The sequence below is a fragment of the Comamonas testosteroni ATCC 11996 genome (assembly GCF_000241525.1).
Classification (GTDB): domain Bacteria; phylum Pseudomonadota; class Gammaproteobacteria; order Burkholderiales; family Burkholderiaceae_C; genus Comamonas; species Comamonas testosteroni.
This window is the reverse complement of the sequence record NZ_AHIL01000029.1, coordinates 137,471-155,007: the sequence shown is the minus strand read 5'-3', so window position 1 is coordinate 155,007 and position 17,537 is coordinate 137,471. Positions and strand designations below refer to the sequence as shown.

Below are 17,537 nucleotides of genomic sequence, written 5' to 3'. Positions count from 1 at the left end.
CGGAGTACGTATGTCTGCAGTAGCTGCAACACCTTTCTCCTTCAAGGATTTCCTCAAGAGCTTCATGCTCTGGGAACTGGCCAAGGGCATGGCCCTGACTGGTCGCTACACCTTCCGTCGCAAGATCACGGTGCAGTTCCCTGAGGAAAAAACACCTCAGTCGCCACGCTTCCGTGGTCTGCACGCCCTGCGTCGTTATGAAAACGGCGAAGAGCGCTGCATTGCCTGCAAGCTTTGCGAAGCCGTGTGCCCTGCCATGGCCATCACCATCGAGTCCGATGTGCGTGACGACGGCTCGCGCCGTACCACGCGCTATGACATCGATCTGACCAAGTGCATCTTCTGCGGCTTCTGCGAAGAAAGCTGCCCGGTGGACTCCATCGTGGAGACGCACATCTTCGAATACCACGGCGAAAAGCGCGGTGATCTCTACTTCACCAAGGACATGCTCCTGGCAGTGGGTGACCGTTATGAAGCCGAGATCGCTGCCAACAAGGCGGCAGATGCCAAGTACCGCTGAAGCGGCTCCTTGATCACTTGAAAAGATTCGATCCATGGACGCCAAAACTGGTTTTTTCTATCTGTTCTCGGTCGTGCTGCTGTTTGCAGCCTTCCGGGTTGTCACGGCTCGCAACCCTGTGCATGCCGTGCTCAATCTGATTCTGGCCTTCTCGCAAGCAGCTGCCATCTGGCTGCTGCTCAAGGCTGAATTCCTCGGCATCGCTCTGGTGCTGGTCTATCTGGGTGCTGTGATGGTGCTGTTCCTGTTCGTGGTGATGATGCTCGATATCCGTATCGATTCCATGCGCCGCGGTTTCTGGAAGCATTTCCCGTTCGCAGCCCTGATCGGTGTGCTGATCGCCTTTGAAATGGGCATGGTGCTGATGGGCGGTTTCGGCGACGTCGAAGACGCCAAGGCTGTTGGTGCGACCATGGTCAATGCCGCCGGCCAGACCGTTCCTTACTCGAACACACAGGCTCTGGGCAAGCTGCTGTACACGGAATATCTGTATCCCGTGGAAATCGCGGCCGTGATCCTGCTGGTGGCCATGATTGCCGCCATTGCCCTGACGCTGCGCAAGCGCAAGGACAGCAAGGCCATGAACCCTGCAGATCAAATTCGTGTACGCGCCTCTGACCGCATCAAGCTGGTCAAGGTCGACAGCACCAAGCCTGCACAAAAACCTGACGCTGAAGCCGCGGCTGCAGCGCCTGCTGTGGAGACAAAAGCATGACGCTGACTTTGGGCCACTTCCTGACGCTGGGTGCCATGCTGTTTGCACTCTCCGTGGTTGGCATCTTTCTGAACCGCAAGAACCTGATCGTCTTGCTCATGGCCATCGAGCTGATGCTGCTGGCTGTGAACATGAACTTTGTCGCGTTTTCCAGCTATCTGGGCGACATGCACGGCCAGGTGTTCGTGTTTTTCATCCTGACAGTGGCTGCTGCTGAGTCGGCCATCGGTCTGGCGATCTTGGTGCTGCTGTTCCGTAACAAGACAAGCATCGATGCGGAAGATCTCAACGCCCTCAAGGGTTGAGTCCGCCGTAACTTGCAAGGTTCTCAAGAAATGAGTCAAACCCTTTCTGCATCCATGCTGCTTGCGGTGCCTTTGGCACCGCTGGTCGGCTCCGCACTCGCGGGTATCTGGGGCACGGCCTTTGGCGGCAACAAGATTGGTCGCACCGGCAGCAGTTCCCTGACGATTCTGAGCGTGCTCCTGGCCTTCGTTCTGTCGGCCCTCACGTTCCAGGCTGTCGTTTTCGACGGCGCAAAGTTCAACGAAACCATCTACACCTGGATGGTTGTTGGTGGCCTGAAGATGGAAGTCGGTTTCCTGATCGACTCCATCACGGCCATGATGATGTGCGTGGTGACCTTTGTGTCGCTGATGGTTCACATCTACACCATGGGCTACATGGAAGAGGATGACGGCTACAACCGTTTCTTCTCCTATATCTCGCTGTTCACCTTCTCCATGTTGATGCTCGTGATGAGCAACAACCTGCTGCAGCTGTTCTTCGGCTGGGAAGCCGTGGGTCTGGTGTCCTATCTGCTGATCGGCTTTTACTACAAGAAGCCCACGGCCATCTTCGCGAACCTGAAGGCCTTCCTGGTCAACCGCGTGGGTGACTTCGGCTTCATTCTGGGTATCGGCCTGATCGCTGCCTACACCGGCACTCTGAACTACTCTGAAATCTTCGCCAAGCTGCCCGAGATCCAGAACACCCAGCTGCCCGGTACGGGCTGGTTGCTGGTGACCGTGACTGCCATCTGCCTGTTCATCGGCGCGATGGGCAAGTCGGCCCAGTTCCCGCTGCACGCCTGGCTGCCGGACTCCATGGAAGGCCCCACGCCTATCTCCGCGCTGATTCACGCGGCGACCATGGTGACGGCCGGTATCTTCATGGTGTCGCGCATGTCTCCTCTGTATGAGCTGTCGGATGTTGCGCTGAACTTCATCCTGGTGATCGGCTCCATCACAGCGCTGTTCATGGGTATCCTGGGCATCATCCAGAACGACATCAAGCGCGTGATCGCGTACTCCACGCTGTCCCAGCTGGGCTATATGACCATCGCTCTGGGTGTGTCGGCCTACTCGGTGTCCGTGTTCCACCTGATGACCCACGCCTTCTTCAAGGCGCTGCTGTTCCTCGGTGCCGGCTCCGTCATCATGGGCATGCACCACAATCAGGACATCCGCTGGATGGGCGGCGTGCGCAAGTACATGCCCATCACCTGGATCACCTTCCTGCTGGGTAACCTCGCGCTGATCGGCACGCCGTTCTTCTCGGGCTTCTACTCCAAGGATGCGATCATCGAGGCGGTTCATGCTTCCAACCTGCCTGCTGCCGGCTTTGCCAATTTTGCAGTGCTGGCTGGTGTGTTCATCACGGCTTTCTACTCCTTCCGTCTGTACTTCATCGTCTTCCACGGCAAGGAGCGCTACGACCATAACCCCGATGCCCACCATGATGACCACCACGGTCATGACGACCACGGCCATGGCCATGATGCCAAGCCCCACGAGTCGCCTCTGGTGGTGACCGGTCCTCTGGTGCTGCTGGCCATTCCTTCGGTGGTGATCGGTGCGATTGCGTTGATGCCCATGCTGTTTGGCGACTTCTTCAAGGGCGTGATCCACGTCGATGGCTCCAAGCATGGCGCCATGGCCGAACTGGCCGAGAAGATCCACGGCTGGGTGCCCATGGCGCTGCACGGCTTCACGGCCGCACCGTTCTGGTTGGCTCTGGCCGGTGTGGTGGTGTCCTATGTGTTCTACATGGTCAAGCCCGAGATTCCTGCTGCCATCATGGCTTTCTCCAAGAAGATTGGTCTCTACCAGGTTCTGGAAGGCAAGTACGGTGTGGACTGGGTGTACGAGAACATCTTCGCCCGCGGCTCCCGTGCCTTCGGTACCTTCTTCTGGAAGGCCGGCGATCAGGCCATCATCGATGGTGCCATCGTGAACGGCTCCTGGAAGCTCATGGCCAAGTTCGGCCAGTGGGTGCGCGGCCTGCAAACAGGCTATCTCTATCACTACGCGTTGGTCATGCTGCTGGGTATCGTTGCCCTCATGACGTACTTCGTGTGGCTCAACAAGTAGTAGGGGAAGAACAAAAATGGGTTTGTTGAGTCTTTCTATCTGGGTGCCGATTGCTTTTGGCGCCCTCCTGCTGGCCTTCAGCAAAGAAGGGCAGGCCAACGCGGTGCGCTGGCTGGCACTGATCGGTGCGCTGATCGGTTTTGCGGTGACCATTCCTCTGGTCACCGGCTTCGACACCACGACTGCCAATATGCAGTTTGTGGAGAACGCGCTCTGGATTGAGCGCTTCAATATCCACTACCACCTGGGCGTGGATGGCATCTCCATGTGGTTTGTGCCGCTGACGGCCTTCATCACCGTCATCGTGGTGATCGCCTCCTGGACCAACATCACCGAGCGCGTCAACCAGTACATGGCCGCTTTCCTGATCCTGTCGGGTCTGATGATCGGTGTGTTCGCGTCTCTGGACGGCATGCTGTTCTACGTATTCTTCGAAGCGACTCTGATCCCGATGTATCTGATCATTGGTATCTGGGGTGGTCCGAACAAGATCTACGCAGCCTTCAAGTTCTTCCTGTACACCTTGATGGGCTCGCTGCTCACGCTGGTCGCTCTGATCTATCTGTACACCCAGTCGGGCGGCAGCTTCGAGATCCTGGACTGGCACAAGCTGCCTCTGTCCGGTACCGCACAGACGCTGATCTTCTTCGCCTTCTTCGCCGCTTTTGCGGTGAAGGTGCCCATGTTCCCGGTCCACACTTGGTTGCCCGACGTTCACGTTGAAGCCCCTACCGGCGGCTCCGCCGTGCTGGCCGCCATCATGCTGAAGCTGGGTGCCTATGGTTTCCTGCGCTTCTCTCTGCCCATTGCCCCCGATGCGGCGCATGAGTGGTCGGGCCTGATGATCACGCTGTCGCTGATTGCCGTGATCTACGTGGGCGTCGTGGCCCTGGTGCAAAAGGACATGAAGAAGCTGGTGGCTTATTCGTCCGTGGCTCACATGGGCTTTGTGACCCTGGGCTTCTTCATGTTCAACAACCTGGGCATCTCCGGTGGCCTGGTGCAGATGATTGCCCACGGTTTCGTGTCCGGCGCCATGTTCCTGTGCATCGGCGTGCTGTACGACCGCGTTCACTCGCGCGAAATCGCCGCTTACGGCGGTGTGGTCAACACCATGCCCAAGTTCGCTGCCTTTGCCCTGCTGTTCGCCATGGCCAACTGCGGTCTTCCTGCAACTGCCGGCTTCGTCGGCGAGTGGATGGTGATCCTGGGCGCCGTGCAATACAACTTCTGGATTGGTCTGGGCGCTGCAACTGCTCTGATCTTCGGCGCTGCCTACACCCTGTGGATGTACAAGCGCGTGTACCTGGGTGCCGTGGCCAACGACCATGTGGCTGAGCTCAAGGACATCAACTGCCGCGAATTCCTGGTGCTGGGCCTGCTGGCCGCGGCCGTGCTGGTCATGGGTCTGTATCCCAAGCCCTTCACCGATGTGATGGATGTGTCTGTGGCAGAGCTCATCAAGCATGTGGCTGTGAGCAAGCTCAACTGACCAGACTGAAACGAGAGACACGAGATGATTGACAACATCAGCTGGCTGGCGATCTACCCGGAGATCACACTCCTGGTCATGGCCTGCGTCATTGCCTTGGTGGACCTGGGCATCAATAGTGCCCGTCGCACCGGCACCTATGTTCTGACCATGCTCACCCTGCTTGTCGTGGCGGTGATGCAAGGCATGTACGCCGCAAGCGGCAATACCTTCTACGGCTGGGGCAACATGGTTGTCTCGGACGCCATGGGCAACTGGCTCAAGTGCTTTGCCACCATCGCCGTGATGATTACCATGGTCTACGGTCGCCCTTATGCGGCCGAGCGCGACATGCTGCGTGGCGGTGAGTTCTTCACGCTGTCCATGCTGGCCCTGCTGGGCATGTTCATCATGATCAGCGGCAACAACTTCCTGGTCCTGTATCTGGGCCTGGAGTTGCTGACCCTGTCCAGCTATGCGCTGGTGGCCCTGCGCCGCGACCACACCGTGTCCGTCGAAGCCGCCATGAAGTACTTCGTTCTGGGTGCCATGGCTTCCGGCTTCCTGCTGTACGGCATGTCCATGCTCTACGGCGCCACCGGTTCGCTGGATATCGGACAAGTCTTCAAGGCCATCAATTCCGGTGAAATCAAGCACCAGGTGCTGGTCTTCGGTCTGGTCTTCGTGGTCGCCGGTCTGGCCTTCAAGCTGGGCGTGGTTCCTTTCCACATGTGGGTGCCCGACGTTTACCAGGGCGCACCTACTGCCATCACCGCCTTGATCGGTGGCGCGCCCAAGCTGGCTGCCTTTGCCATGACCATCCGCCTGCTGGTGGACGGCCTGCTGCCGCTGGCCATCGACTGGCAGCAGATGCTGATGGTTCTGGCCGTCTGCTCGCTGCTCATCGGTAACCTGGCCGGTCTGCAGCAGACCAGCCTCAAGCGCATGCTGGCTTACTCGACGATTTCCCAGATGGGCTTTGTGCTGCTGGGTCTGATGTCGGGTGTGGTGGACGGCAAGGTCGATCCTGCCACTGTCGAAAACGCCTACAGCTCGGCGATGTTCTACATCGTGACCTATGTGCTGACCGCCCTGGCTTCCTTCGGCGTGATCCTGCTGCTGGCCCGTGAAGGCTTTGAAAGCGAAGAGATCGCCGATCTGGCCGGCCTGAACCAGCGCAGCCCGCTGTACGCCGGCGTGATGGCGATCTGCCTGTTCTCCATGGCCGGTATTCCTCCGCTGGTCGGCTTCTACGCCAAGCTGTCCGTGCTGCAGGCACTGGTCGCTTCGGGCAGCAGCCTGTACATCGGTCTGGCCGTGTATGCAGTGATCATGTCGCTGATCGGCGCCTTCTATTACCTGCGCGTGGTCAAGGTCATGTACTTTGATGCTCCAATCACTGCTACCAGCGTGTCTGCTCCTCTGGATGTGCGCGTTGTGCTGACGATCAACGGTGCGCTGGTTCTGCTGCTGGGTATCTTGCCCGGCGGTCTGATGGCCTTGTGCGCTGACGCCGTTGTGCGTGCCCTGGCTTCCTGATAAGACGAACGTGATGAGGGCTCGATGCCCTCATCGCTTTTTCTAGGAATGGCTTTGTGTCTATAACCGCCTCTATCTGGCTCATCATCTTGGCTGCCCTTGTGGCAGCCAATTTGCCTTTTATCAACCAGCGTCTGGGCATCATCGGCCCCGTCATGGCCGGTCGCAAGCCGCTGTGGGTGCGTCTGCTGGAAATGATTGCCCTGTATCTGCTGGTGGGTGGCCTGGGCTTGCTGCTGGAGCGCCGCGCCGGCCAGATATCTCCCCAAGGCTGGGAGTTTTATGCCATCACTGCTACGCTGTTCCTGACGCTGGCATTTCCCGGCTTTGTTTATCGCTATCTGGTTCACCGCAAGGGTTGAGTGGCGCCATGAAAGTGCTTGATCTTCACTGCCCAGCAGGCCATGTCTTCGAAGGCTGGTTTGCTTCGGAAGATGATTTTCAGAATCAGCTGCAGCGCCAGCTGGTGGAGTGTCCTGTCTGTGGCGACAGCGATGTGACCAAGCGCTTGAGTGCCCCCCGCATCAACCTGGGCGCACAGCCGCCAAAAACTTCCCAAACCTTGCAGTCGGCCCCTGCCGCAGCGCCGGCACTTGCCGCCACCAGCCCTGAAATCAGTGCTGAAGCGCGCGCGCATCTGCAGTCCATGCAGGCTGCCTGGATGCAGTGGTCGCGCAAGGTCGCGCAAAGCAGTGAGGATGTTGGCAAGAAATTTGCCGAAGAGGCGCGCCGCATTCACTACGGCGAAACCGAGGAGCGCGCAATTCGCGGCCAGACCAGTGCCCGGGAGGCCATGGAGCTGCTGGAAGAGGGCATTGGCGTTCTGCCCCTGGCCTTGCCCGAGTCGGCCAGCGGCGAGGGCGGCAGCGGCAGCCTGCAATAAGCCCAGACCCTCACTCTCCCTTGCTCGACGCTTGGGGCTGTCGCTTCAGCTCAGTTGCTGATAGATCGCGTTGGCCAGAGTTTGCAGGCGCTCGCGCGGCAAGGAAGCGCTCAAGGCATAGCCTTGCCGGCCGTCGATCCAGTAGAAACCATGGCTTGCACCGTCGCTGCTCCATTCAAAGGAGGCGGGGGCGGAGGTGGCTGCAGTCTCGGGATTGAGTACCGAGACATACAGAGTGACGCGCTGGCCTGCCTGATCCTCGTACATGAATTGGGCGCGGGCCTGGCCGCTCTCTCCGGGCAGCAGCCGCCCGCCCATGAGTTGAAAGCCCTGGGCCTCCAGCACAGGGGGCTTGAGCGCAACGCCCAGCCGCTTGGACAGCCACTGCACCAGATGCGTCTGCTGTTGCACTGCAACCTCGACGGGGTGGCGCTGCTCGGTCACATAGACGGCATGGGCAGCCGCTGCCTCGCGTACAAATCCCGGCAGCTGCGCAAGTGTCGCGGCAGGCTGCGAAACCGAGGTCTGCCGGCCCGCGCCATAGCCCAGTCCCAGGCCCACGCTGAGCATGATGCCGGCGGCCAGCGCATGTTGCCAGCGCCACTGCAGCGTCGGCCTTTGCAGAGTACGTATGAGCTGGGGCGGGACCGGCTCTTCGAGCAATTGCCCATGCAGAGCCTGCAGGCCTGCGTTCTGGGCCTGGATGGCGGCCATGCGCGCTGCCTCTTCGGGATGTTCGGCCAGCCATTGCGCCACGGCCGCAGCGGCATCGGGCTGCAACTCTCCATCCACCCAGGCATGCAGCGTGGTTTCATCGGGACGCTGGGGTGTCATTGCACTTTCCTTCATTTGACAGCCCTCAACACGGTCGTCGCGGGTCTTTCTCCTTCCATGAGGCGCCTGAGCTGCTCGCGGGCGCGCGAGAGGCGGGACATCACCGTTCCCACGGGAACGCCCAGCATCTGCGCGGCTTCGGCATAACTGAACTGCTCCATGCCGATCAGCAGCAGCACCTCGCGTGCCTGCGGCGTGAGATGGGACAGGGCCCGCTCCAGATCCAGCTGCAGCGTCAGTCTGGGCATGGGGTCGTGAGGCGTGTCCTGCGCCTCGTCAAGCGCCACCATGCGATGCCGTGACGACTGCTGCCACTGATTGGCGTAGAGGTTGTGCATCAAGGTCAGCAGCCAGCTGAGCAAGGCCTTTTGCACCTGCTCGACCGAGGCGGTGGCCGGCGGCTGCCACAAGTCCCACTTCTGGCAGGCGCGCTCCAGGGTGTCCTGCACCAGATCGTCTGCCAGTGCGGCATCGCCCGCCAGCGCACGCGCATAGCGGCGCAGGCGGGGAATATGGACCAGGGCGGCGTCGACCTTCACTCAAGGCTTGGCGACATGCCAGCTATTGTTGAGGAAGCCGTCACCCGTCATGTCGCCGGGCTTGGCATCCTTGACCCAGTGATAGAGGGGGCGGCCCTTGTAAGCCCATTGCTTGCTGCCGTCGTCGCGCATCACCACGCTCCAGTCGCCGATCGGCGCCGCATTCGCGGGAGCCATCAAAGGCGGCCAGTTGGTTGCGCAGCCGCCGTTGCAGGCGCTTTTGCCGGAGCCTGCGGCATCCTTGTCAAAGACGTACAGAGTCATCTGGGTCGGTCCTACCAGCACACCGTTGAGGGTGGTGGCAGGAGACTTGGCCGGGGCGGCCGGGCCGGTCGAGCAGGCCGCCAGCAGGGCGGCGGAAACTAGCGTCAGAGAAGCGATGCGAAACATGAGGTCTCTCCTTGTGGTTGACCTGCAGTAAACAGTTCTGCACGGGGTTTTATTCCATGCGTTTTCACGCAGGAACTCAAGAGCAGTGCAGCCGGTATCTTGGGCATGGCTTTCTACGCTGGTGGCCAAATATTTTGATAGCTTCTATCGACCAATAGGTATTGTTTTCAAAGATAAAAAGATATGAAACTCATATAGGGAAAGCGTAAGAAGCTTTTAAATTAATAGCGATACGGTTGATCTTTGTCGCCCCAGGTTTTTCAGGGCGACAAATAACAAGCATATTTGCGGGCATTGGGCTAGTAACCTGGTTACTTCAGTGGGAATTGAGCGACTCAGGGTTTACGGCATCAGGGCCAATCTGGGGAGCGCTGTGCCATGGGGACGTATTTCGCCCGGTCTTATTAATATTGATAGCGCAATATATATAAGGCATAAGCTTTTTAGAGAGTTCGAAGTGGATGCTGACATTCCTGTGGATGTCGCTGTCTCTGGCGTGACTTGCAGTTGCGATGAGTTTGAAGTTTGCAGTTACTTCTGTTGTTGCTATTTGTTTTATGGAGGATTAGGGAAAGCATAAGTCCGACGGCTCTTCATTCCTAGGAGTTTCCCGCTGCGGCACTGCAGCATGAAAGACCAAGATGCCGCTCAGGCAGAGGAAGCACAGCAAGTTGCTCCCCTCTTTGTTTTGCAGCATTCAGGACTGACGGCCAGCGCATGAGCGACCTTATTCTCGAAACTAGGCAACTCACCAAAGAGTTCAAAGGCTTTACCGCCGTCAGCAAGGTGGATCTGGCCGTGCAGCGTGGCTCCATTCACGCGCTGATCGGACCCAATGGCGCGGGCAAGACCACTTGCTTCAATCTGCTGACCAAGTTTCTGGAGCCCACTTCCGGGAGCATCCACTTCAACGGGCTGGACATTACCCGCGAGGCGCCGGCGCAGATTGCGCGGCGCGGCGTGATTCGCTCGTTTCAGATTTCCGCCGTATTTCCGCACTGCACCTTGCTGGAGAACGTGCGCATAGGCCTGCAGCGCAAGCTGGGCACGGCCTACCAGTTCTGGACCAGCGAGGAGACGCTCAATCAGCTCAACGACCGCGCCATGGAATTGCTGACCGAAGTCGGGCTGCAGGATCTGGCCGACGAGGTGACCGTGAACCTGCCCTATGGTCGCAAGCGCGCCCTGGAGATCGCCACCACGCTGGCCATGGAGCCCGAGCTGATGCTGCTGGACGAGCCCACACAGGGCATGGGCCATGAGGATGTGGACCGCGTGACGCAGCTCATCAAGAAGGTCTCTGCCGGCCGCACCATTCTCATGGTGGAGCACAACATGAAGGTGATCGCCACCATCGCCGATCGCATCACCGTGCTGCAGCGCGGCGCCGTTCTGGCCGAAGGGCGCTACGAAGAGGTTTCGCGCAATCCGCAGGTGATGGAAGCCTATATGGGGACCACTGACGGGCAGCTTCAGGGGGCGCATTGATGGCTCCCCCTGTGCCGCTTTGCGGCTTCTCCCTGAGGGGGACGGCAGCTTCGCCGCAGGGCGGCCTTTGCCTGGTGTTTCTGACTTGGGTTCGTGCCAGTTTTGAGATCAGATGAACAATGAATAAGACAAGTACTCCGGCGCTGGAAATTTCGGGACTCAATGCCTGGTATGGCGAATCCCATGTGCTGCATGGCATGGATCTGGTGGTCAATCCCGGCGAGGTGGTGACCCTGCTGGGCCGCAATGGCGCGGGGCGCACTTCCACGCTGCGCGCCATCATGGGGCTGACCGGCTCGCGCAAGGGCTCGATCAGGATCAATGGCGTGGAAACCATTCACATGCCCACGCACAAGATCGCCCACCTGGGCGTGGGTTACTGCCCCGAGGAGCGCGGCATTTTCTCCAGCCTGTCCTGTGAAGAGAATCTGATGCTGCCGCCGCCGCTCAAGACCGGCGAGCCGGGGATGAGCATCGACGAGATCTACCAGATGTTCCCCAATCTCTATGAGCGCAGGAACAGCCAGGGCACGCGCCTGTCGGGCGGCGAGCAGCAGATGCTGGCCGTGGCGCGGATTCTGCGCACGGGCGCGCGCCTGTTGTTGCTCGATGAGATTTCCGAAGGCCTGGCACCCGTCATCGTCCAGACCCTGGCCCGGATGATCACCACGCTGCGCGAAAAGGGCTACACCGTGGTGATGGTGGAGCAGAACTTCCGCTTTGCCGCGCCGCTGGCCGACCGCTTCTATGTGGTCGAGCACGGCCATGTCGCCTTGCGCTTCGGTGCCAGCGAACTGGACGAGAAGATGTCCGTACTCAACGAACTGCTGGGCGTCTGAGCCTGCAAGCAATTCCCATTCGTTCATAACAAAGAACCAACCCGTGGAGATAAAGATGAAAGCAAAACTGAGCGTTCTCTCGTGCATGCTGGCTGTGGCCGGCCTGTCCAGCCCTCTGGCCCAGGCCCAGGAAAAGGTGAAGATCGGCTTCGTCACCGATATGTCCAGCCTGTATGCCGATGTGGAGGGCAAGAACGGTGCGGTCGCCATGCAGATGGCGATTGACGACTTCGGCGGCAAGGCCCTGGGCCAGCCCATCGAGCTGGTCAGCGCAGACCATCAGAACAAGGCCGACATCGCTGCCTCCAAGGTGCGCGAATGGATTGATACGCAGGGCATCTCCATGGTCTTCAGCGGCACCAATTCCGGCACGGCACTGGCGGTGTCCCAGATCGCCAACGAGAAAAAGCGCGTTCACTTCAACAGCGGCGCGGGCTCTTCTGCGCTGACCAACGAGCAGTGCAACCCCTATACCGTGCACTACGCCTACGACACCGTGGCCCTGGCCAAGGGTACGGGCGGTGCCGTGGTGGATCGCGGCGGCAAGGACTGGTTCTTCCTGACGGCCGACTATGCGTTCGGCCAGGCGCTGGAGGCCGACACCACCAAGGTCATCAACGCCAAGGGCGGCAAGGTGCTGGGCTCGGTCAAGCACCCGCTCAACGCCTCGGACTTTTCGTCTTTCCTGCTGCAGGCGCAAAGCTCCAAGGCCCATATCCTGGGTCTGGCCAATGCGGGCGGCGACACCATCAATGCCATCAAGGCGGCCAAGGAGTTCGGCATCAACAAGACCATGAAGACCGCCGGTCTGCTGGTCTTCCTGACCGACATCCACAGCCTGGGCCTGAAGAACACCGAAGGCCTGCTGCACACCACCAGCTGGTACTGGGACATGAACGACGAATCGCGCAAGTTCGCCAACAAGTTCTTTGCCAAGACCAAGCGCATGCCTACCGATGTGCAGGCCGCCGACTACTCGGCCGTGATGAACTATCTGAAGGCCGTGGAAGCGGTGAAGACCACCAATGCCGACAAGGTGATGGCCCACCTCAAGAGCACGCCCATCAACGACTTCTACGGCAAGGGCGTGATCCGTCCCGACGGCACTTTCGCCCACGATATGTATCTGGTCGAGGCCAAGAAGCCCAGCGAATCCACCAAGCCCTGGGATTACCTCAAGGTGCTGACCAAGCTGCCTGCCGATACGGTCTGGACCACCAAGGCCGAAACCAAGTGCGCGCTCTGGAAGTAATGGCGCTACCGGTTTGATGCACACCTCACCCTCACCAGCGTATCTCTCATGGAAATCTTCGGCGTTTCATTGCCCGGCCTGATGAGCCAGCTCCTTCTGGGGCTGGTCAACGGTTCGTTCTACGCAATTCTGAGTCTGGGCCTGGCCGTGATCTTCGGCCTGCTCAATGTCATCAACTTTGCGCATGGCGCCCTGTTCATGCTGGGGGCCATGTGCACCTGGATGGCCATGAGCTATTTCGGCATCAACTATTGGGTGATGCTGATCCTGTCGCCGGTGCTGGTGGGGATTCTGGGGGTGTTGATCGAGCGCTTTTTGCTGCGCTGGATCTACAAGCTCGATCATCTCTACGGCCTGCTGCTGACGCTGGGGCTGTCGCTGCTGATCGAGGGGGTGTTCCGCTCCGTCTATGGCGTCTCGGGCCTGGGCTATGACACGCCCGAGCTGCTCGAAGGCGCGACCAATCTGGGCTTCATGATCCTGCCCAATTACCGCGCCTGGGTGGTTGTGGCTTCCATCGTGGTGTGCGTGGCAACCTGGTTTGTGATCGAGAAGACGCGCATCGGTGCCTATCTGCGTGCCGGCACCGAAAACCCGCGCCTGGTCGAGGCTTTCGGCGTCAACGTGCCCGTGATGATCACGCTGACCTATGCCTTCGGTGCAGCGCTGGCGGCTTTTGCCGGCGTGCTGGCCGCTCCCGTCTACCAGGTCACGCCGCTGATGGGGCAGAACCTGATCATCGTGGTGTTTGCCGTGGTGGTGATCGGTGGCATGGGCTCCATCATGGGATCGATCCTCACCGGTCTGGCGCTGGGCGTCATCGAAGGGCTGACCAAGGTTTTCTGGCCTGAAGCATCGTCCACCGTCGTGTTTTTCATCATGGTCATTGTTTTGCTGATTCGCCCCGCTGGCTTGTTCGGTAAAGAAAAATAAGAGGGGCACGACATGAAATCCAAGACGCTTGTTCAACGCATTGCCCCCGTGGGCTATGGCCTGCTGCTGCTGGGCCTGATCGTCGCGCCCTTCCTCGGTGCCTATCCGGTTTTTGTCATGAAGCTGATGTGCTTTGCACTGTTCGCTTCGGCCTTCAATCTCTTGCTGGGCTATACAGGTCTGCTGTCCTTCGGCCACGCAGCGTTTCTAGGCGGTGCGGCCTACGTGGCTGGCTACACCATCAAGGCCTGGGGCTTCACGCCCGAAGTCGGCATGTTGCTGGGTACGGTGGTCGGCGCTCTGCTGGGCCTGATCTTTGGCTGGCTGGCCATCCGTCGCCAGGGCATTTACTTCTCCATGATCACGCTGGCGCTGGCACAGATGCTGTTCTTTGTCGCACTGCAGGCCAAGTTCACAGGAGGCGAAGACGGCCTGCAAGGCGTGCCGCGTGGCAAGCTGTTCGGCGTGATCGATCTGAGCAGCGACCTGGTCATGTACTACGTGGCGCTGATCATCGTGGCGGCGGCCTTTCTGCTCATCGTGCGCACCATTCACTCGCCGTTCGGCCAGGTGCTCAAGGCCATCAAGGAAAACGAGCCCCGTGCCATCTCCCTGGGCTATGACGTCAACCGCTTCAAGCTGCTGGCCTTTGTCATCTCTGCGGCCCTGACAGGTCTGGCCGGCTCTCTGAAGACTCTGGTGCTCGGCTTTGCGACCTTGTCCGATGTGCACTGGACCACCTCCGGACATGTGATTCTGATGACGCTGATGGGGGGGCTGGGCACGCTGTCGGGTCCGCTGCTGGGTTCGGCCGTCGTTGTGGCGCTGGAAAACAAGATCGGCGAGTTCGGTACCTTTCTGGCGCACACCACGGGAGTGGAATGGTTTGGCACGCTGGGCGAGTCGGTCACCATCGTCACCGGCCTGATCTTTGTGCTCTGTGTGCTGCTGTTCCGCAAGGGCATTATGGGCGAGCTGATCGCCTGGCTGCAACGTCGCAAATAAGGCGTTTCGTCCTCTCTCCAAAGGCCGCATCTGCGGCCTTTTTTGTTGCCCAGAATCCCTCGTGAAAATGGAAATTTCAGAGATTCCTGAAATTTCTGGTACACGTTTGCAAGCGATGGACTTTATTTCTCACAACAATGGACTTTTTTTCTCATTTCAAAAAATGCCTGAGTGCAGCCGGATGACGGTGCGCTTGCAGGCGCATACAGTTCGAGGTTCGATATGACACATCGGGAGCAGGCGCAGCCCTTGGCCGCCCGCATCTGGCTCTGGGTTCTGGGGGCGGCGCTGGCGCTTGCCGGCCTGTTCTTCTTGATAGGCGGCGGCAAGCTCATCAGCCTGGGCGGCAGCTGGTACTTTTTGCTCGCTGGCCTGGGGCTGCTGCTGTCCGGCGTGCAATTGGTTCGCCGCCGCGTGAGCGGTGCATGGTTCTACCTGGGCACTTTCGGCTCGACCGTGCTATGGGCGCTGGCCGAAGTGGGTCTGGATTACTGGAGCCTGATTTCGCGTCTGCTGGCCTTGACCTTTGCTGCCGTGGTGGTGCTGGCCAGCATGCCCCTGCTGCGTAAGGCTGGTGAGCCGGGCAAGGCGTCGTCCAGCAAGGCGCCATTTGCTGCAGCGGCGGTCATGCTGGTCGCTGGCCTGGCGGCATTTGTGTCCATGTTCCAGATTCACCCCGAGGTGCAGGCCCAGTCTGCCGTGGCACGCAAGCCAGTGGATGCGGCCAGCGAGCAAAAGGACTGGAGCCATTACGGCAACAGCAGCAATAATGACCGCTTTGCCGCGCTGGATCAGATCAACGTGGACAACGTCAACCAGCTGCAGGTGGCCTGGACTTTTCACACTGGCGACGTACCCAAGTCCACGGGGGCCGGCGCTGAAGACCAGACCACACCGCTGCAGGTGGGCGACAAGGTGTTTGTCTGCACGCCCAGCAACAACGTGATTGCGCTGGACGCCGACACCGGCAAGCAACTGTGGCGCCATGACACCAACTCCCATGTGGGCGGTGTGTGGGAGCGCTGCCGAGGCCTTGCCTACTTTGATGCGGATGCCGCACTGGCTCAGCCCAGCGTGCCGGGATCGACTCCTGTGCAGGCGGTGAGCCTGCCTGCTGGCGCCACCTGCAAACGCCGCATTCTGATGAACACCATCGATGCACGTCTGTTTGCGATCAACGCAGACAACGGCGAGCTGTGCGGCGAGTTTGGCGATCACGGCGTGGTCGACCTCAAGCAGGGCATTGGCAATGTCTCCAATCCCGCCTTCTACACCCTGACATCGGCCCCCACGGTGGCCGGCACCACGGTGGTGGTCGGCGGCCGCGTGGCCGACAACGTGCAGGTGGACATGCCCGGTGGCGTGATTCGCGGCTTTGATGTAATGACTGGCGCACAGCGCTGGGCATTCGACTCCGGCTCAGCCACGCCCAATGAAGTGCTCAAGCCCGGCCAGACCTACACCCGCTCATCGGCCAATGTCTGGGCGGGAACGACCTACGACCCGAGCTCCAATACTGTGTACCTGCCCATGGGATCGGCTTCGGTGGACCTGTATGGCGCCACGCGCTCTGCAGCGGACCTGAAGTACGGTGCTTCCATCCTCGCGCTGGATGCCGCCACAGGAAAGGAGAAATGGGTGTACCAGACGGTGCACAACGACTTGTGGGACTTCGACCTTCCCATGGCTCCCACGCTGATCGATTTCCCCCAGCAGGGTGGCAAGACGACCCCAGCGCTGGTGGTCGGTACCAAGGCCGGTCAGATCTTTGTGCTGGACCGCCACAGCGGCAAGCCGCTGACCAAGGTGGAAGACATTGCCGTCAAGCCTGGTCATATTCCCGGCGAAAAGTACGCCCCGACCCAGCCTTTGTCCGTGGGCATGCCGCAGATCGGCACCAAGACCTTGACCGAAGCCGACATGTGGGGCGCGACGCCGGTGGATCAACTGATCTGCCGCATCAAGTTCAAGTCCATGCGCTATGAAGGCCTGTTCACGGCGCCTGGTACCGATGTGTCGCTGAGCTTCCCGGGTTCGCTGGGCGGCATGAACTGGGGCGGCCTGTCTGCGGATCCCGGCAACAATCTGATCTTTGTGAACGACATGCGTCTGGGCCTGTGGGTGCAGATGATGCCGCAGCAGAAAAAGGACAAGCTGTCCGACGGCGGTGAAGCGCCCAACACCGGCATGGGTCAGGTGCCGCTGGGAGGCACTCCCTATGCGGTGATCAAGGATCGTTTTATGTCGCCTCTGGGCATTCCTTGCCAGAAGCCTCCGTTCGGTACGCTCACGGCCATCGACATGAAGACCCAGCAAGTGGTCTGGCAGGTGCCCGTGGGCACGGTGCAGGATCAGGGCCCCATGGGCATCAAGATGCGCATGCCCATGCCTGTGGGCCTGCCCACACTGGGCGGCACTCTGGCGACCCAGGGCGGTCTGGTGTTCTTTGCCGGCACGCAGGATTACTATCTGCGCGCCTGGGATAGCGCCACCGGCAAGGAAATCTGGAAGGGCCGCCTGCCAGTTGGCAGCCAGGGCGGCCCCATGACCTACAAGTCGCCAAGAACCGGCAGGCAGTATGTGGTGATCTCGGCCGGCGGCGCCCGCCAGTCGCCCGACCGCGGTGACTATGTGATTGCCTACGCATTGCCCGATAGCGGGAAATAGGCGACGCAGGCATTGAACGGAACAGCCATGGCTCGGCAGAGCCATGGCTTTTTTCATTGCCGGGCCGCCCCAAGATGAAAAGCGCCCCCG

At 60.0% G+C, this 17,537-nt stretch carries 18 protein-coding genes; 15 read left to right on the top strand and 3 right to left on the bottom strand.

Annotated features, from left to right (window positions below):
- Positions 1 to 10 precede the first annotated feature (10 nt).
- The 8 genes from nuoI to CTATCC11996_RS12180 are packed head-to-tail and all read left to right on the top strand — an operon-like array spanning position 11 to position 7,500.
- Positions 11 to 520 carry an NADH-quinone oxidoreductase subunit NuoI gene (nuoI, locus tag CTATCC11996_RS12215; RefSeq protein WP_003057824.1) on the top strand — a complete coding sequence of 170 codons (510 nt, stop codon included), beginning with the start codon at positions 11 to 13 and terminating at the stop codon, positions 518 to 520.
- Positions 521 to 554: 34 nt separating this feature from the next.
- Entirely contained in the window at positions 555 to 1,235 is a 681-nt protein-coding gene (locus CTATCC11996_RS12210) for an NADH-quinone oxidoreductase subunit J (protein WP_003076492.1), read from the top strand.
- Positions 1,232 to 1,540, top strand: a complete 309-nt coding sequence (gene nuoK / locus CTATCC11996_RS12205) for an NADH-quinone oxidoreductase subunit NuoK (RefSeq protein ID WP_003057821.1) — start codon at positions 1,232 to 1,234, stop codon at positions 1,538 to 1,540. Before CTATCC11996_RS12210 ends, nuoK begins: the two co-directional genes overlap by 4 nt.
- Positions 1,541 to 1,570: 30 nt before the next feature.
- Positions 1,571 to 3,607 (top strand): NADH-quinone oxidoreductase subunit L, encoded by a 2,037-nt coding sequence (gene nuoL / locus CTATCC11996_RS12200; protein WP_172590528.1) that lies wholly within the window; start codon positions 1,571 to 1,573, stop codon positions 3,605 to 3,607.
- Between the two features lie 16 nt (positions 3,608 to 3,623).
- A complete protein-coding gene (locus tag CTATCC11996_RS12195; RefSeq protein ID WP_003064396.1) occupies positions 3,624 to 5,099 on the top strand; it encodes an NADH-quinone oxidoreductase subunit M in 1,476 nt (491 codons plus the stop codon).
- 24 nt (positions 5,100 to 5,123) lie between these two features.
- Positions 5,124 to 6,617, top strand: a complete 1,494-nt coding sequence (gene nuoN / locus CTATCC11996_RS12190) for an NADH-quinone oxidoreductase subunit NuoN (protein ID WP_003076488.1) — start codon at positions 5,124 to 5,126, stop codon at positions 6,615 to 6,617.
- Positions 6,618 to 6,673: 56 nt separating this feature from the next.
- A complete protein-coding gene (locus CTATCC11996_RS12185) occupies positions 6,674 to 6,979 on the top strand; it encodes a DUF2818 family protein (protein ID WP_003076486.1) in 306 nt (101 codons plus the stop codon).
- Positions 6,980 to 6,987: 8 nt separating this feature from the next.
- Positions 6,988 to 7,500 (top strand): DUF1178 family protein, encoded by a 513-nt coding sequence (locus CTATCC11996_RS12180; protein WP_003076484.1) that lies wholly within the window; start codon positions 6,988 to 6,990, stop codon positions 7,498 to 7,500.
- 45 nt (positions 7,501 to 7,545) lie between these two features.
- Here the strand turns inward: CTATCC11996_RS12180 and CTATCC11996_RS12175 are convergent, their stop codons facing one another.
- Genes CTATCC11996_RS12175 through CTATCC11996_RS12165 form a run of 3 tightly spaced genes read right to left on the bottom strand, consistent with a single transcriptional unit; the run spans position 7,546 to position 9,263 of the window.
- Complete coding sequence (locus tag CTATCC11996_RS12175) at positions 7,546 to 8,334, bottom strand: anti-sigma factor family protein (protein WP_003076482.1); 789 nt, start codon at positions 8,332 to 8,334, stop codon at positions 7,546 to 7,548.
- Between the two features lie 11 nt (positions 8,335 to 8,345).
- Entirely contained in the window at positions 8,346 to 8,873 is a 528-nt protein-coding gene (locus CTATCC11996_RS12170; protein ID WP_003076480.1) for an RNA polymerase sigma factor, read from the bottom strand.
- Positions 8,874 to 9,263 carry a COG4315 family predicted lipoprotein gene (locus CTATCC11996_RS12165; protein ID WP_003076477.1) on the bottom strand — a complete coding sequence of 130 codons (390 nt, stop codon included), beginning with the start codon at positions 9,261 to 9,263 and terminating at the stop codon, positions 8,874 to 8,876. It lies immediately after the preceding gene.
- A 717-nt stretch (positions 9,264 to 9,980) separates the two neighbouring features.
- On the opposite strand from CTATCC11996_RS12165, the gene CTATCC11996_RS12160 reads away from it, so the two are divergent.
- From CTATCC11996_RS12160 to CTATCC11996_RS12135, 7 genes are all read left to right on the top strand, one after another.
- Complete coding sequence (locus tag CTATCC11996_RS12160) at positions 9,981 to 10,751, top strand: ABC transporter ATP-binding protein (protein WP_003076475.1); 771 nt, start codon at positions 9,981 to 9,983, stop codon at positions 10,749 to 10,751.
- 119 nt (positions 10,752 to 10,870) lie between these two features.
- Positions 10,871 to 11,590, top strand: a complete 720-nt coding sequence (locus tag CTATCC11996_RS12155) for an ABC transporter ATP-binding protein (RefSeq protein WP_003064410.1) — start codon at positions 10,871 to 10,873, stop codon at positions 11,588 to 11,590.
- A gap of 55 nt (positions 11,591 to 11,645) precedes the next feature.
- Entirely contained in the window at positions 11,646 to 12,842 is a 1,197-nt protein-coding gene (locus tag CTATCC11996_RS12150; RefSeq protein WP_003076472.1) for an ABC transporter substrate-binding protein, read from the top strand.
- Between the two features lie 48 nt (positions 12,843 to 12,890).
- Positions 12,891 to 13,775 (top strand): branched-chain amino acid ABC transporter permease, encoded by an 885-nt coding sequence (locus tag CTATCC11996_RS12145; RefSeq protein ID WP_003057801.1) that lies wholly within the window; start codon positions 12,891 to 12,893, stop codon positions 13,773 to 13,775.
- A 12-nt stretch (positions 13,776 to 13,787) separates the two neighbouring features.
- Positions 13,788 to 14,780, top strand: a complete 993-nt coding sequence (locus CTATCC11996_RS12140) for a branched-chain amino acid ABC transporter permease (RefSeq protein ID WP_003076467.1) — start codon at positions 13,788 to 13,790, stop codon at positions 14,778 to 14,780.
- A gap of 61 nt (positions 14,781 to 14,841) precedes the next feature.
- A complete protein-coding gene (locus tag CTATCC11996_RS25715; protein WP_155278080.1) occupies positions 14,842 to 15,006 on the top strand; it encodes a hypothetical protein in 165 nt (54 codons plus the stop codon).
- The gene (locus CTATCC11996_RS12135; RefSeq protein WP_003076466.1) at positions 15,003 to 17,447 is read left to right on the top strand and encodes a membrane-bound PQQ-dependent dehydrogenase, glucose/quinate/shikimate family; all 2,445 of its coding nucleotides are present in this window, start codon (positions 15,003 to 15,005) and stop codon (positions 17,445 to 17,447) included. Before CTATCC11996_RS25715 ends, CTATCC11996_RS12135 begins: the two co-directional genes overlap by 4 nt.
- The last annotated feature ends 90 nt before the right edge of the window (positions 17,448 to 17,537 follow it).

Bases quoted from the DNA above. Each gene is read 5' to 3' on its own strand.
- nuoI (WP_003057824.1), top strand. From the start codon at position 11: ATGTCTGCAGTAGCTGCAACACCTTTCTCCTTCAAGGATTTCCTCAAG.
- CTATCC11996_RS12210 (WP_003076492.1), top strand. From the start codon at position 555: ATGGACGCCAAAACTGGTTTTTTCTATCTGTTCTCGGTCGTGCTGCTG.
- nuoK (WP_003057821.1), top strand. From the start codon at position 1,232: ATGACGCTGACTTTGGGCCACTTCCTGACGCTGGGTGCCATGCTGTTT.
- nuoL (WP_172590528.1), top strand. From the start codon at position 1,571: ATGAGTCAAACCCTTTCTGCATCCATGCTGCTTGCGGTGCCTTTGGCA.
- CTATCC11996_RS12195 (WP_003064396.1), top strand. From the start codon at position 3,624: ATGGGTTTGTTGAGTCTTTCTATCTGGGTGCCGATTGCTTTTGGCGCC.
- nuoN (WP_003076488.1), top strand. From the start codon at position 5,124: ATGATTGACAACATCAGCTGGCTGGCGATCTACCCGGAGATCACACTC.
- CTATCC11996_RS12180 (WP_003076484.1), top strand. From the start codon at position 6,988: ATGAAAGTGCTTGATCTTCACTGCCCAGCAGGCCATGTCTTCGAAGGC.
- CTATCC11996_RS12175 (WP_003076482.1), bottom strand. From the start codon at position 8,334: ATGACACCCCAGCGTCCCGATGAAACCACGCTGCATGCCTGGGTGGAT.
- CTATCC11996_RS12165 (WP_003076477.1), bottom strand. From the start codon at position 9,263: ATGTTTCGCATCGCTTCTCTGACGCTAGTTTCCGCCGCCCTGCTGGCG.
- CTATCC11996_RS12160 (WP_003076475.1), top strand. From the start codon at position 9,981: ATGAGCGACCTTATTCTCGAAACTAGGCAACTCACCAAAGAGTTCAAA.
- CTATCC11996_RS12155 (WP_003064410.1), top strand. From the start codon at position 10,871: ATGAATAAGACAAGTACTCCGGCGCTGGAAATTTCGGGACTCAATGCC.
- CTATCC11996_RS12150 (WP_003076472.1), top strand. From the start codon at position 11,646: ATGAAAGCAAAACTGAGCGTTCTCTCGTGCATGCTGGCTGTGGCCGGC.
- CTATCC11996_RS12145 (WP_003057801.1), top strand. From the start codon at position 12,891: ATGGAAATCTTCGGCGTTTCATTGCCCGGCCTGATGAGCCAGCTCCTT.
- CTATCC11996_RS12140 (WP_003076467.1), top strand. From the start codon at position 13,788: ATGAAATCCAAGACGCTTGTTCAACGCATTGCCCCCGTGGGCTATGGC.
- CTATCC11996_RS12135 (WP_003076466.1), top strand. From the start codon at position 15,003: ATGACACATCGGGAGCAGGCGCAGCCCTTGGCCGCCCGCATCTGGCTC.